Source organism: Tunturiibacter gelidiferens, assembly GCF_051013345.1.
Taxonomy (GTDB): Bacteria; Acidobacteriota; Terriglobia; order Terriglobales; family Acidobacteriaceae; genus Edaphobacter; species Edaphobacter gelidiferens_A.
This window is the reverse complement of record NZ_CP132939.1, coordinates 6,287,929-6,301,482: the sequence shown is the minus strand read 5'-3', so window position 1 is coordinate 6,301,482 and position 13,554 is coordinate 6,287,929. Positions and strand designations below refer to the sequence as shown.

Here is a 13,554-nt window from a genome sequence, read left to right as displayed (position 1 = left end):
AGTTTACTGGCCACGATCGTCCGCAACTTCTCTTCGATGGCAAGAAGGCACACCTTGGGTCGCAGAGCCGACTCCCAGGCCTGACGATCGGCTTCACTGGCTCGATAGAGTGGCCGCCCGCCATGACGCACCACCTCCCGGCTCACTGTCGACACAGCCCGTTGCAACCCGCTGGCTATCTCCCGAATCGACGAACCGGATGCAATTCCACGTGAGATGTCTTCCCGCTCGGCCAGCGTCAACGTTCGCGGTGAGCGCCGACGAGCAGCAGGAACGATCCCGCCGCGCTGCGTCAACAGGAACCGAATGGAACCATGCCCCTTACCGAAGGCACGCCCAATCTCATGCAACGACTCGCCCGACTTCCAGCGGCGCCACATCTCCGTCCGCTGCTCAGTGGAAAGCCTGTTCCGTTTTCCTTGTGCCATAAACACCACCTTTAGAAAATGAATTCATATCAGATGGTGTTGCACCGACCGGTTGAGACCGCCTGACTTATCGGAAAGTTCGATTGCATTGCTGCGCAGTGGCCATTTTGCGGTTTTGATCAGGGTTGTTTGAAGTTGAGCCAGGCTAGGTTCATGTTGCCTCCGGTGAGGATGTGGATGGTGAGGAGGCTTTTGCCGGCGGGTAGGTTGAGTTTGACGAGGTTTGGGGCGAGGTTCCAGTGGTGCCATTGGCGCCAGGCTAGTGGGTCGGCTTTGTTGAAGGTGGATTGGATGGTGAGGGGGCCGGTGGCGGGTTTGCCGTTGAGGTCGATGGAGATGGTTCCTCCGCGGTTGGAGGTGTAGAGGAGATCGGCGGGGTAGAGGCCGGCGTGGGCGACTTCGACGGTGATGTTGAACCACTCGCCGGGCTCGGTCCAGCCGACGTAGAGTTGGTCTTCGGGCGGCAGGACGAGGGAGTACGGGCTGTTGTCGGTGGGGTCGGGCGTCGAGTGGAACTTGGTGTAGGAGGTGTCGACGCCCTCGTGGATGCGGAACTCGTGGAGGTAGGAGCCGTCGGCGGGGTTGAGTTCGCCGGAGCCGTGGTTGACGGGGTCGGTGTCGTGGTAGGCGATTCCTTCGCCGCCGCTGTCGTAGAAGGCGCACTCGACTTTGCCCGGGATGGACTGCGGCGCGTTTTTGCGGCGGTCGTCGTGGTAGGGCGTGCCCTTGTAGTCGCTGGGCAGGTTGTTTTGAAAGGCGAAGGCGGTGGTGGTGAGGAGCGTGGCGAGGAGGGCTGCGAGCGATCTTCTGGGCAAGAGGATGGTGCCTTTCGGGGAAGGGTTCGGTGTGAGAGACGAGATGATGGTACACCGACCCTTCGTGGGGATTGTTTAGTGACGGCGGGTTAGTGGGGGTTTGCAGCCATGGCGTCGTTGAACTGCTTGAAGAAGGCGGTGTATTTTTCGGGGCCGTTTTGTTCGGAGAAGCGGAGGGGCTTGACGCGTTCGACGAGGACTTCGGTGACGTCCGGTTGGGTTTTGAGGATTTCGATGGTTTCGTTGAGGTAATCGGCGAGTGGCATGGCGCGGGGGTCTGAGGCTTGCTGGCTGCCCATAAGCTCGGTCTGGACGTAGGGTGGGATTAGTTCGATGACTTGAATGTTGGTCGATTTGAGTTGATAGCGCAGGGCCTGGGTGTAGGAGTGAATCGCGGCCTTGGTGGCGTTGTAGGTGGGCGTCATCGCCAAGGGGATGAAGGCGAGGCCGGAGGAGACGGTGAGGATGGCGGCGTTGGGTTGCTTTTGAAGGTGAGGGAGCAGAGCTGCGGTGAGGCGGATGGGGCCGAGGAGGTTGGTGGTGATGATGGCCTCGGCGTCGGGGAGGTCTTCTGGTTGAGCGAGAAGGTTTTCGGGGCGCATGATGCCGGCGTTGTGGATGACGGCGTTGAGGGCGGGGAAGTCGGCGATGAGTTTTGTGGCGAAGGCGCGAATGCTGGCGGCGTTTTCGATGTCGAGTACGGCGGAGGACATGCCGGGGTTGGCGGCGACGGTTTCGTCGAGGACTTGTTTGCGGCGGCCGGCGATGATGACGTGGTTGCCGAGTTTGTGAAAGGCCTCTGCCAGGCCGCGGCCGATTCCGGAGCCGCCGCCGGTGATGAGGATCGTGTTTCCAGTGGTATTCATGGTGTTGAGTTCTCCTGAATTAATAGTGATTGTCTGTATCTATTGGGAAGTAGGCACCTGAAATATCTATACTTACCTTAAGGAGAGTGGCAAAATTTATGGGAAAAATGAAGGTTATGGTTAAGAGACCCGTTCGGAAGTCGGCGACGAAGGAGAGGGTGAAGTATGCGGCAGAGAACGATCCGAAGGTCGAGGCGCTGGTGCGAGAGATTATTGCACGCGTGGCGGACAAGTGGACGATGCTGGTGCTGGAGGTTTTGGAGGAGCATGGCGTGGTGCGGTTCACGCGGCTGGGTGAGTTGGTGGGCGGTGTGAGCCAGAAGATGCTGACCAAGACGGTGCGGCAGATGGAGAGAGACGGGCTGGTAACGCGGAAGGTGCATCCTGTGATTCCGCCGCGAGTGGAGTATGAGTTGACGTCGCTTGGTTCGAGCCTTGGGGCGGCGTTTTGCGGGGTGTGGATGTGGGCGGAGAAACATGGTGAGGAGATCGAGCGGGCGCGGGTCGCGTTCGAGAAAGACGCGGTCAAACGACAGGATTCCGTATAGATGATTGTTGCCAACTAAGTTCTGGCATACTGCTGGGATGACGAGAGCGGGTGGGTTCGCGTTTGGGTGGGGTACGGTGGGCCGGTTTGCAAAAGTGTGTGTCTGGATATTCGTCTGGACTTTGTGGATGGCGGGGTGGGGACAGGGCTTGCCGGTCAGGGCACAGGATGCGGATATACCAACGTTGCATGTTTATGCGAATACGATTCAGATCCCAGTGCTGGTGCTGGGGGAGGATCGGAAGAAGATTGCGCCGATCGCGCCGAACAGGTTCAGCGTGAGCTTTGACGGAGGACCGCCGTTCCGCGTGTCGCATGTTCGTCTGGAGGGGGATGATCCGATCTCTCTTGCGATTTTGCTGGATATGAGTGGGGCGGAGGCGGAGTTATCGTCGAAGCTTGAGGATGCGATTGCGGGGCTTTCGCCGTTGTCTCTGCGTGCCCAGGATCATGTCTCGGTCTACGGGCTGGATTGCGAGCTTACTCGCTATGTGAGTGACGTGCCGGCCGACCAGGCGCATTTGAAGAAGTTGGTCCATGAAGCGCTACAGTCATGGGTCGACCGGAGGCGCGATAAACAAGGGTCGAAGTGCGAACAGCAGGTGCAGCTATGGGACGCGCTGGCCTTCGCTACCCATCAACTGTCGGCGCTTCCTGGCCGGCGAGTGATTCTTGCGGTAACCGATGGGAAGGATAAGGGAAGCAAGCATCGATGGAACGAGGTGAGGGTGTTTGCGCAGGCTAATGCGGTTGCGGTCTTTGGCATGACGTATGTGCCCTGGCTTCCGGTTGGATCCCCCAGCGTGGGCAACGCATTAGAAGATCCCTTTCGTTCGATCTGTGAGTTGAGTGGGGGTTGGTGTTTTCGGCGAACAGAAGTGATGTGGCGAAGAGGTTGAAAGGGTTTATGGAACTGGTGAGAGGACGCTACATCCTGGAGTTTCCTCGACCGTACAACTCGACGGTGGGACAACACGAGCTGGTGGTGGCTATCGATAAGAGTAAGGCGTTTATTCGCTCGACGGGGATCTCGGTACCTGTGCAGGATGCGAAGGTGCTGGCCGATCCGACGACGGTACATACGGATCCTGCATTAGCCCCGGAGGTGGGGACGCATCATATTCTGACGCCGCCGCAGTGATGTCGTGAAGGCGATGAGGCCGATGTAAACCTACCCCGCACCTCTTGAGGTGGTGCGGGGTAGGTTTGAAGGAGAGTGGTGCCTATTTGGGAGGCGGCTGCTTCGACTCTGGTTTGGGTTGTGGGGGATGGGCGACTGGATGAGGAATAGGCTCGGGCTGCTCATGTGGACCGGCTGGTCGTCCGTTGCGGAGATTTTCGACCTGCTGCGGACCAAGAGGCCGGCCGGGATCGGTCTTCTGGATGGCCTGTCGCTGCTGGACGAAGGTGGGTTGCGCGGGCGGGGGCTCGCTTCGGTTGATGAGCGGACGAGGTTGATCGACGGGGCGTGGCTGCGGCTTTGGCTGTGCCGCTTGCGCTGGAGGTTCGGGCCTTGGCTGGTTGACCGGAGCGGTAGGTTGAGGTCTTGGCTGGCTAACCGGAGCTGGCGGCTGTGGTCTAGGTTGTGCTGCTTGCGCTGGAGGTTCGGGCCTTGGCTGGTTGACCGGAGCGGTAGGTTGAGGTCTTGGCTGGCTAACCGGAGCTGGCGGCTGTGGTCTAGGTTGTGCTGCTTGCGCTGGAGGTTCGGGCTTTGGTTGGTTGATGGGAGCCACGGGTTGCGGCTTCGGCTGGATGACAGGAGACGGCGGCTGCGGCTTTGGTTGAGCGGCTTGCGCCGGAGGTTCGGGCCTTGGCTGGTTGACGGGAACCGGTTGCTGCGGTTTTGGTTGGATGACAGGAGATGGGGGCTGCGGTTTTGGTTGGGCCACTTGCACCGGAGGCTCGGGCTTTGGTTGGTTGATGGGAGCTACCGGTTGAGGCCGTGCCGGATTGGACTGGGCTGTTGGCTGGACGGGTTGTGCTGGAACGGGGCGCGCGGGCTGGTTTGGAGTGGGGGTGGGTCGTTCTACGATTGCTTGTCGTTGAACGGGTGCGGGTGCGGGCTGCTGGATCGGTTTCTGGCCGCCGGGCAGAGGTTGAAGTTTGACTGCCTGCTGCTGTTGCGGCGTGAGGGTATGGACTGGGACGGGGTGGGCCTGCGCTCCGGGTACAGCCTGCGCGAGGCCGGTGCGGGTTTGCAGGACGGGCCGTGCGAGGTTGACGGGAACGGCCCGGGCGTGCACCGGAGCCACAATCTCGTGGGTGGGCGTGATCATGGGGTGAGGCATGACCTGGGCCTGGACGAGCTGCTTCGGATCTACGTGGACGGCTGATGACGCTACCGGGCGTCCGGCAGCGAAGGCGCGCTGGGGAACGACGGTGGTGGCGACGGTGCGGTTGACGTAGGTAATGTTGTTGACGGTTGTGTTGTTGATGTAGGTGTTGCTGGTGCGGTTGTTGTAGATGTTGCGGATCTCGGTGTCGTTGCGGCTATAGATGTTGGTGACGTTGACGCGGTTCACGTAGCCGGGGCTCGCGTGATACCAGGGAACGTAGGTTTCGCGGGGACCGAGTGGGAACCATGCGGCGAGGCCTCCCCCGTTGCCAACGCTAATGGAGAGGCTGGATCCTCCGACGAAGGCTACGAGTGCGGGAGAGTAGACCGGGCGGACGATGGTGGGTCCGGGGATCCATCCCCAGCGTCCGTTGAAGCTGGCCCAGCGGCCGTAGTGGAAGGGCGCGAATCCCCAGGGCTCGGCTTCAACCCAGGTCCAGCCCCAGGGGGCGATCCAGGCCCAGTGACCGTTGTGGTAGGGGTCCAGCCGGCGTCGACGTTGCGGGGATACCAGACCTGACCGTAGTCCGATTGAGAGGACCATTCGCCGTACTCTTGAAGGTCGCTGTATCCGATCATGTCGGGGTTGACATACTGCTGCTGGGCGGCGCGGTCAGCCGTCTGGCGGCGGTCGCGATCCTGATCGAAGCGGTCGAGGTTGTCGCCTGGGGCGAGTTCAACGTATTCGACGTAGATGGGGTTGGAACCGGTGAGGCGGAGGGCCTGGCCGGGATTGATGGCTTGAGAGAGATTGGGGCCAGTGGCTTCGGCCTCTCCGGAGTTAACGGTGACGACGGTGGTGTCGTCCTGGGGGTAGCTGTCGATGCGTACGTCGCCTGGCCGGACGATGGTGATGGTGCCGTTGGGGGTGTCAATTTCGATGGTGGCACCGTTCTGGAGGTTCCAGCTGCGGATGTGGATTGAGCCCTGGGCAAGGCCGAGTTGGGCGACCTGGTCGGTCATGCTGGTGAGGGAGAGGTCGGCGCCGAGACCCATGCGGATGGCGAGGGCATCGCTTTGGAGTTCGGCGAAGCTGGAGTTGTCGACGTAGATGCGGTCGCCGTTGGTGAGGGGATAGTTGGGCTCGGCCTGACTGAACTGATCGACGCGGGCGGGCTGGAGGGAGACGTTGCCTTGAAGGATGCTGAGGCGGGCGACGCGCTCCGGCGGATCTGCGTCCTGGGGATAGCTCTGGGCGTGCAGGGGGAGGGTGTTGAGGAGGGAGAAGGCGAATGAGGCGATGATGCTCTTCTTAAAGAAGCCCCTGATGGCGGTGGGTGTGAGTGGGGTTTTCATGGTCGTTCCTCGGTACTAGGTTGTATGAACCCGGCTTTTCCCGGATGGTGTTGGCAAAGGCTGAATTTGTGTTCGTGCAGCCCCGGTCATCATAGAGGGAAAGGTCGCCGGGAGGGGGAAGAAAGACGCAGGAGTTGTTTGCGAGGTGTGATTCGGGCAAGATGTCGGGTTGCGTGGGTATCTTGAGGCTGGGCCATTGGTTCCGTTTAGAATCGAATGATTGCCGTTTGTGAAGAGAGATGCATGACTGAGATAGCTGGAAAGAAGCGTGCGCTGACGTTTCAGGAGCTTTTGTTTACGCTGCAGCGTTTTTGGGCGGATCGGGGTTGCGTGCTGCAGCAGCCTTACGATGTTGAGGTTGGTGCGGGGACGATGTCTCCGGATACGTTTCTGCGGGTGCTGGGTCCGAAGCCGGTGCGCATTGCGTATGCGCAGCCCTCGCGGAGGCCGGCGGATGGCCGGTATGGAGAGAATCCGAATCGGCTGTTTCGTCATACGCAGCTGCAGGTGATTCTGAAGCCGCCACCGGTGAGGATTCAGGAGATGTATCTCGAGTCACTGGCGGCGATTGGGATAGATCTGAAGGAACATGACATCAAGTTCGAAGAGGACAACTGGGAGTGGCCGGTGGGCGGCGCCTGGGGCGTGGGCTGGCAGGTGATGCTGGATGGGCTGGAGATTACGCAGTTCACTTACTTTCAGCAGTGCGGCGGAATGGATCTGGATCCGATCTGTGGAGAGATTACGTATGGGCTGGAGCGGATCGCTGGGTTCCTGCAGGATGTGGATTCGATCTACGACATTGTGTGGGCGGTGGAGCCGGATACCGGGCGCAAGGTGACCTATGGAGAGATGCGGCTGGCCGAGGAGGAGCAGTTTTCGGCTTACAGCTTCGACTATGCGGATGTGGGGAAGCTCTGGGAGCATTTGAATTTGTATGAGAGTGAGTGTTTGGGGCTGCTCGCGCAGGTGAAGGACTTTGGCGAGATGGATGAGTTGAAGCTGAAGCGGTTTCCGGTGATGGGGGCCTATGAGCTGGCGTTGAAGTGCTCGCATCTGTTCAATCTGCTGGATGCTCGCGGTGCGATCTCTGTGACCGAGCGGGTTGGTGTGATGGCGCGGATTCGGACGCTGGTGGTGGGAGTGGCGAAGGCGTATGCGGCGCAGGGCGAGACGTTGGCTGGCGCGAACGAGGAAGTTGTGGCGGGTTGAGTCTGCGTTCCCCAATCTTCGTTGATGTGGTGGCGATGGTTGGGAGTCCAGTTTTGTTTCGGTTCAGGTACAGATTTGAGTGCGATGCGCCTTTGCGGCGGGATTTGAGTTGAGGACGATGGCTGAGTTTTTGTTCGAGATTGGATTGGAAGAGGTTCCGGCGCGGATGATTGCGGGAGCGCAGGCGGAGCTGGAGCAGCGCGTGGTGAAGATGCTGGAGCGCGAGCGGCTGGTGCGGTCGGGTGCGGTAACGAAGAGTTTTGCTACGCCGCGACGGCTGGCGGTGTGGGTTGAAGGCGTTGCAGAGCAGCAGGAGGATGTGGCGGAGGAGTTGGTGGGTCCTTCCGTGAAGGTGGCTTACAAGGATGGGGTGGCGACTCCGGCGGCGGCGGCGTTTGCGAAGAAGGCTGGCGTGGACCTCTCAGCGCTCAAGACGATCACGAATGCCAAGGGGGAGTATCTTGCGGCGACTTTGGTGAAGGCGGGGCGTGGTGCGGCGGAGGTGATTGCTGCGGAGATGCCGAAGGAACTGGCGGGGATCTATTGGGCGAAGAATATGTACTGGCGTGCGGGGAGGCCGGAGCGGTTTGTGAGGCCGGTGCGGTGGATGGTGGCGATGCTGGGGGAGAAGACGGTCCCGGTGGAGTTCGGCGGATATGTCGCTGGGGGTGTTACGTATGGGCACCGGGTTTTGTTTGGGGAGCAGGCGATTGAGCTGAAGGCCCCTGCGGACTATGAGGATGCGCTGCTGGGCGGCTATGTGATTGCGAATGTGGAGGTGCGGAGGCAGCGGATTCGGAAGGCTTTGGATAAGGTGACGCGGGCTGGTGATCCCCAGGGGTCGGGGCTGCGGTGGCGTGAGGACCATGAGTTGGTGGACAAGCTGACGCAGCTGACGGAGTGGCCTTCGGTGCTGCTGGGTGGGTTTGAGAAAGAGTATCTGGCGCTGCCGGAGGAGGTTCTGGTGACGGTGATGCGCGATCATCAGAACTACTTTGCAGTGGAGGAAAGAGACGGGAAGCTTGCTCCGTATTTTCTGGCGGTGCTGAATACTGAGGCCGATGAGGCTGGGGTTGCGGTGATTCGGCATGGCAATGAGCGCGTGCTGAGAGCGCGGTTTAATGATGCTCGGTTCTTCTGGGAGTTTGATCAGCGAGTCTCTCTAAACGAGCGGTTTATGTTGCTCGAAAATGTGACCTTTCAGAAAGACCTGGGAAGTTATGCTGTCAAGACAGGTAAAGTACGGAAGGTTGCGGCCGCGCTTGCGGGACGCGTTGTGGAACGCGGCTTGGAAGTGGATGTTTTAGCACTGGATGACGCGGCGCGATTAGCGAAAGCGGACCTCACGGCAGAGCTGGTGAAGGAGTTTACGGAACTGCAGGGCGTGGTGGGCGGCCTCTATGCGCGGGCTCAGGAGTTTCCTACATCTGTGGGAGATGCCATCTATGACCAGTACAAGCCTGAGTCGATGGAAGATGGCGTACCTCGGACAACGGAAGGTGCGCTGCTGGCGATAGCAGATAAGACGGATACGATTGCGGGAATGTTCGGGTTGGGATTGGAGCCTACGGGGTCGAAGGATCCATTTGCGCTGCGACGGGCGGCGAATGGGATTGTGAAGATTCTGGCCGAGACGAAGGTGACGCTGCCGTTGAAGCTGGATGAGATCGCGGAGATGGGTAGCTACGATTCTGCGGTGGTTGCGAAGGTGCGAGGATTTTTTGTCGAGCGGCTAGAGTTTTATCTGCGCGAGGCACGCGGGCAGGCTTATGACGTCGTGAAGGCGGTGTTGGCGGCTGGGGCAAGCGATGTGCGGGATTCGGTTGCCCGGGCGGAGGCTGTTACTGCGATGCGTGGGTCGGATGACTTTGTTGCTGTGATTTCGGCGTTCAAGCGGATGAAGAATATTCTTGCGCAGGCCAGGGAGAAGGGGATTGCGGCGGGAGTTGCTATGAACGCTGCGCTGCTGACGGAGCCTACAGAAAAAGCGCTGGCGGATCGGTCGGCGGAGTTGGCTGATCGCGTTTACACGCTGCGGGCGGAGAAGAGCTACAAGGCAGCGCTGGAGCAGATTGCTACGCTGCGGCCGCAGGTGGATGCGTTCTTCGAGGCGGTGATGGTGATGGCGCCCGATAAGGCAGTGCGGGCAAACCGGTTGGCGCTGCTCGAAAAGGTGCTCGGGGATTTCTCCGGAATCGCTGACTTTTCGGAGATTGTGATTGCCGGCTAGGTGGTGATGAGCATGACGCCGAGCATAAAGAGAAAGACCGCGAAGAGGGAGGCCAGTGGGATGAGGACGCCTTCGCAGAGGCTGTTCCAGCGGCTGCGGCAGAGCAGGCCATCTTCAGCGCGAGAGTTGGATTGGAAGGTTGGTGCTATGTCTTTCGATTCGATGTAGTTCATCTTGTTTTCCTGGGCGATGTGTCGCTAAGCATCCGGCAAACATTTGTGCAGGTGCTGCTTTGGTTCTGCTACGCATAGGATGCTGGATGTGAAGGAGGCAAGGGGGTGACATCCCTTGCCGGCCGTTGTTTTGTTGTTCGTCATCATGCATGACGAAAACTGTTGACGGCAAGGGTAACGTGAGGGAGCGGTGCCTTGAATGACACTTCCTGGTGAGGCGTTCAGAGCTGAAGTTGTACCAGCTCTGAGTGTTGCTGTAGCAGGAAGGGGTCGTTCTGCGGCTTGTCTCGCGAGGCGGGAAGCTCGCCGAGGGCCATCGCGGTCTCGTCGCAGGCGTTGCGGCGGGCGCAGTGGGAGCAATCTTTTAGCACCTTGTCGTTGAAAGCGTGACGCTCGGCAACGTAGAAGTGAAAGTGCTTGAAGAAGGATGGGATGCGAGTGAAGAGGCAGACGCATGTGATGCCACGGGCGTTGGCCTGACGCAGGAGCTCGTGGACGAGCTGGCCTCCTGCTCCGCAGCCTTTTATGTCGGGACGGACGACGATGGAACGAATCTCGGCGAGGTGCGGTCCGTAGATGTGGAGGGCAGCACAGCCGAGGAACTGGTGGGTGTGGGTTTCGACGACGGTGAAGGTGCGGATGTTGGCGCAGATTTCAGCGTACGAGCGGGGAAGAAGAGTGCCGTCGTGGGAGAAGCTGTCGATCAGCTGATGGATGGAGCGAGCGTCCTGCAGCTGCGCCTTACGTGTTCGCAGGAAGATTGCTTTGGGTTCGTTGGGGAGGGTGGCGGAGCAGGCTTGCGATGGGGCGATGCGGGGCTTCGGGAAGAGGGGTGAGGCTGTGGGGGTGATCGGTGTTGTCGGTAAGAAGGGGAACGGGGAGGCCGGAGGTTCTAGTACAGGGGACAATGCCATAGGACACTGCGCTTTTCTCTCTTTGAGGATCGTGGGCCGGGGGCCGGTTGGTGGAGGTTTCGGATGGACTTTTGACGGGAAGATGGCTTAGCTGCCGTAGTGGCGGCCTTCGCTGGAGGACTCCCATGGAATAGGGGCGAAGGTGCGCTGGAAGAAGGTGTTGTCGACGATGTAACGCTCGCGGTTTTCGCCTTCGATGATCCAGTCGCCGGGATAGGCTTTGCGCTGGCCTGAGTCGGTGAGGATGAGGGTGGGGTGGAGGCACTGAGTGGCGTTTACCAGGAGCGGTCTGCGGGTGCGAAAGGTGTTCATCTAACTCTCCTGTCGGTCATTGCTTTCAGCCGACTTTTCTATTTCAGCACTGCATTCGTAAAGAAGGCATAAGAGATTTCAATGAAGTTCGTAAAGACGCTTCGTCTTTGTTTTCTGCGTTTCCTGGTGGCTTCCGGGGTTTGAGAGTCGGTCTGGAATCTTCGGCGCGGCTGCAGCGGATCTGTTGTTCGGGACGTCTGTAGTAGTGGAGAGGGCCTTTAATGCTTGTCCCTGGGGAGCGAATCGCGACACCGTTGCTGGTGGCTTTGTGGCCTATGCTGAAGGTGCGCCTTTTCCAGCGAAGGGATTACCGGTGACGCTCAGTAGTCCAAAGACGCAGAGGAGACCGGAGCTGGATGCTCTGCGTGGGCTGTTTCTGGTGTGGATGACGTTCACCCACATGCCGACGCACTTCAGCGACTTCGTGAATCAGCCGGTTGGATTTGTGTCTTCGGCGGAGGGGTTTGTGTTTTTGTCGGCGATGCTGGTAGGCCAGCTGTACCTGCGGGACGCGTTGCAGGATGTATCTGGCGTGATTGTGAGGCTGTGGCGACGAACGCTGAAGATTTATGGTTATCACCTGTTGATGGTGGCGTTCGCGTTTACCATCGCAGCTGCCCTTGCGGCGAAGACTCACCGGTCGGCGATCTACAACCTGATCAACTTCTACCTGGGTCATCCGAAGGTGGCGATACTTGGCGGAGTGCTGCTGATCTACTGTCCTCCGCTGCTGGATATCCTGCCGATGTATGTGATCTTCATGTTTCTGACGCCGGTTGCGCTGGCGGTGGGTGTGCGTTATGGGTGGAGATGGGTGCTCGGCGGTAGCGCTGTACTTTGGGTTTGGGCACAGTTTGGATTGCGGGAGCTGGTGCATGCGTGGATTGTGCGGGTGACGCATCTGCCGATTCCGCTGCAGGAGACGGGTGCGTTCAACCTGTTTGCGTGGCAGGGAGTGTGGATTGCGGGGCTGTGGCTGGGGGCAAAGAGCGCTCAGCAGGAGATGCCGTTGAAGCGGGTTCCGGGGTATGTCGTGGCAGGGTGCGGGACGGTGTGCCTGTTTTTCTTGGGGTGCGGCATCATTGGCTGGGGCCGATGTTGACGCAGGAGTCGCTGGGGATTGGGCTGGATAAGTGGCAGATTGGACCGATGCGGTTGGTGAATCTGGCGGCGTTTCTAGTCGTCGGCTACTGGATGCGGCGGTATCTGGTGAAGCTAATCTCGGTTGAGCCGTTTCTGACGCTGGGAAAGGCCTCGTTGCAGGTTTTTTGCGCGCACGTCTTCTTTGTGTTCGTCGGACTGACGCTGTTGTACGAAGATACTCCGCAGCTGCATGGTGCTCGAGCGTATGGGGTGCTATCGCTGACCTTTGCGGGGCTGATGCTGGTGGCGATGAGGGAGGCGAGGTTGCGCAGAGAGGCGAGGGCGGCTGCGAAGGCGACGGGTCAAGGCGAGAGGGCTGTGAGTGAAAGCGCTAGTTGACGCGCTGCAGGCGGTCGATGAGCTTCTGGGCGAGGGGCTCGCCGGATTCGGTCCAGAGGAGACGGCTGCTGATGCCGCAGTTTTTTCCACGGAGAGGGTGAAGGCTAAGAGCATCTCTACGTTCTGCTGGATGTGTTTTGTGGCGGCCTCGTCGAGTTGCTCGTCCTCGAGGGTCTCGGCGAGCCAAGGTGTGTCTAGACCGAAGTCGATGCGGATGTGGCCGTTCTGGTCGAAGCTGGCGTCGTCGAACTTGGGGCCGAAGCCGAGGATGCGGACGGTGGCGGGCTGGAGCTTCCAGAGAGGATCGAGGGCGGCGGACTCGTACTCGGGGTCGATGTCGGAGTCGGGATCGATGTCGGGATTAGGGTAGTTGGGGTCGACCTCTGGGGACCAGAGCTTCCAACGCATCTCGAACTCGTAGGCCATGTCGTCGTGGAGCTGTTCGGTGGCTTCGGCGACAGCGTTTTCGATGATGGAGCCAGAGGTGTCCTGATTTTCTTCGGCGCGGTCGTCGTTGACGTAGATGCGCTGGTAGGTGGGAGCTTCGGTGAAGCTGATGGGATAGACGCTGGCTGCCGCGACGCGCTTTTCTCCGCTGATGAGCGCGAACTGACGCATGACCGAGACCATGGTCGCCGGGAGGGTTTCGAAGCGGAAGTTGGGGAACCAGAGACTGAGGTAGAGCTGATCGGCCATGGTTCTAGTTTAGACCTTTTGGTTCGATGACTGGTCCTGCCGGACGGGCCCACTGCGCGTGGGGCGGGCGTTCGCACGCCTTTTTAGAGCTTCGCGTGGTCCTCCCGTTGGTCGGTGGAAGATGATTCCGACCAACGGGAGGATCTGTGCTGCTCATCTTGCCGAGACCGGTATACGCGTCACGAAGTGACCGCCCCACGCGCAGTGGGCCCGTCTGGGAGGACAGGTCGGGATGAGAAGATAGAAGG

Annotated in this window: 13 protein-coding genes and 2 pseudogenes; 7 read left to right on the top strand and 8 right to left on the bottom strand. The window is 59.9% G+C overall.

Annotation, left to right across the window (positions count from 1 at the left end):
- Nucleotides 1-182 precede the first annotated feature (182 nt).
- From RBB80_RS31915 to RBB80_RS31905, 3 genes and pseudogenes are all read right to left on the bottom strand, one after another.
- Nucleotides 183-380 (bottom strand): annotated as a pseudogene (locus RBB80_RS31915) (IS30 family transposase); the annotation flags it as partial.
- A gap of 167 nt (nucleotides 381-547) precedes the next feature.
- Nucleotides 548-1,243, bottom strand: coding sequence for a hypothetical protein (locus tag RBB80_RS31910; RefSeq protein ID WP_433966111.1), 696 nt, complete (start codon nucleotides 1,241-1,243; stop codon nucleotides 548-550).
- 89 nt (nucleotides 1,244-1,332) lie between these two features.
- On the bottom strand, nucleotides 1,333-2,109 hold the full coding sequence (locus RBB80_RS31905; protein ID WP_433966110.1) for an SDR family oxidoreductase: 777 nt from the start codon (nucleotides 2,107-2,109) through the stop codon (nucleotides 1,333-1,335).
- 116 nt (nucleotides 2,110-2,225) lie between these two features.
- Between RBB80_RS31905 and RBB80_RS31900 the strand changes: the two genes are divergently transcribed.
- The 3 genes from RBB80_RS31900 to RBB80_RS31890 all read left to right on the top strand — a co-directional run bounded on the left by RBB80_RS31900 (nucleotide 2,226) and on the right by RBB80_RS31890 (nucleotide 3,797).
- Entirely contained in the window at nucleotides 2,226-2,657 is a 432-nt protein-coding gene (locus RBB80_RS31900; RefSeq protein WP_433966109.1) for a winged helix-turn-helix transcriptional regulator, read from the top strand.
- A 127-nt stretch (nucleotides 2,658-2,784) separates the two neighbouring features.
- The gene (locus RBB80_RS31895) at nucleotides 2,785-3,555 is read left to right on the top strand and encodes a hypothetical protein (RefSeq protein ID WP_433966108.1); all 771 of its coding nucleotides are present in this window, start codon (nucleotides 2,785-2,787) and stop codon (nucleotides 3,553-3,555) included.
- A gap of 8 nt (nucleotides 3,556-3,563) precedes the next feature.
- A complete protein-coding gene (locus RBB80_RS31890) occupies nucleotides 3,564-3,797 on the top strand; it encodes a hypothetical protein (RefSeq protein ID WP_433966107.1) in 234 nt (77 codons plus the stop codon).
- A gap of 82 nt (nucleotides 3,798-3,879) precedes the next feature.
- Here the strand turns inward: RBB80_RS31890 and RBB80_RS31885 are convergent, their stop codons facing one another.
- Nucleotides 3,880-5,535 carry a DUF6600 domain-containing protein gene (locus tag RBB80_RS31885; RefSeq protein WP_433966106.1) on the bottom strand — a complete coding sequence of 552 codons (1,656 nt, stop codon included), beginning with the start codon at nucleotides 5,533-5,535 and terminating at the stop codon, nucleotides 3,880-3,882.
- A gap of 995 nt (nucleotides 5,536-6,530) precedes the next feature.
- Here RBB80_RS31885 and RBB80_RS31880 point away from each other — a divergent pair.
- Complete coding sequence (locus tag RBB80_RS31880) at nucleotides 6,531-7,499, top strand: glycine--tRNA ligase subunit alpha (RefSeq protein ID WP_433966105.1); 969 nt, start codon at nucleotides 6,531-6,533, stop codon at nucleotides 7,497-7,499.
- 118 nt (nucleotides 7,500-7,617) lie between these two features.
- Entirely contained in the window at nucleotides 7,618-9,729 is a 2,112-nt protein-coding gene (glyS, locus tag RBB80_RS31875; RefSeq protein WP_433969991.1) for a glycine--tRNA ligase subunit beta, read from the top strand.
- Here the strand turns inward: glyS and RBB80_RS31870 are convergent.
- The 3 genes from RBB80_RS31870 to RBB80_RS31860 all read right to left on the bottom strand — a co-directional run bounded on the left by RBB80_RS31870 (nucleotide 9,726) and on the right by RBB80_RS31860 (nucleotide 11,128).
- Complete coding sequence (locus RBB80_RS31870; protein WP_433966104.1) at nucleotides 9,726-9,902, bottom strand: hypothetical protein; 177 nt, start codon at nucleotides 9,900-9,902, stop codon at nucleotides 9,726-9,728. The two genes, glyS and RBB80_RS31870, sit on opposite strands and share 4 nt — an antisense overlap.
- A gap of 221 nt (nucleotides 9,903-10,123) precedes the next feature.
- Nucleotides 10,124-10,816, bottom strand: coding sequence for a GNAT family N-acetyltransferase (locus RBB80_RS31865; protein ID WP_433966103.1), 693 nt, complete (start codon nucleotides 10,814-10,816; stop codon nucleotides 10,124-10,126).
- A gap of 87 nt (nucleotides 10,817-10,903) precedes the next feature.
- On the bottom strand, nucleotides 10,904-11,128 hold the full coding sequence (locus RBB80_RS31860) for a hypothetical protein (protein ID WP_158943198.1): 225 nt from the start codon (nucleotides 11,126-11,128) through the stop codon (nucleotides 10,904-10,906).
- A gap of 268 nt (nucleotides 11,129-11,396) precedes the next feature.
- Here RBB80_RS31860 and opgC (RBB80_RS31855) point away from each other — a divergent pair, with 268 nt between their 5' ends.
- Together opgC (RBB80_RS31855) and opgC (RBB80_RS31850) are read left to right on the top strand one after the other, a co-directional pair.
- Entirely contained in the window at nucleotides 11,397-12,230 is an 834-nt protein-coding gene (opgC, locus tag RBB80_RS31855; RefSeq protein ID WP_433966102.1) for an OpgC domain-containing protein, read from the top strand.
- A pseudogene (gene opgC, locus RBB80_RS31850) lies at nucleotides 12,224-12,463 on the top strand (OpgC domain-containing protein); the annotation flags it as partial. The gene opgC (RBB80_RS31855) and the pseudogene opgC (RBB80_RS31850), both read left to right, overlap by 7 nt.
- 21 nt (nucleotides 12,464-12,484) lie before the next feature.
- Here opgC (RBB80_RS31850) and RBB80_RS31845 read toward each other — a convergent pair.
- On the bottom strand, nucleotides 12,485-13,306 hold the full coding sequence (locus tag RBB80_RS31845) for a hypothetical protein (RefSeq protein WP_433966101.1): 822 nt from the start codon (nucleotides 13,304-13,306) through the stop codon (nucleotides 12,485-12,487).
- Between the last annotated feature and the right edge of the window lie 248 nt (nucleotides 13,307-13,554).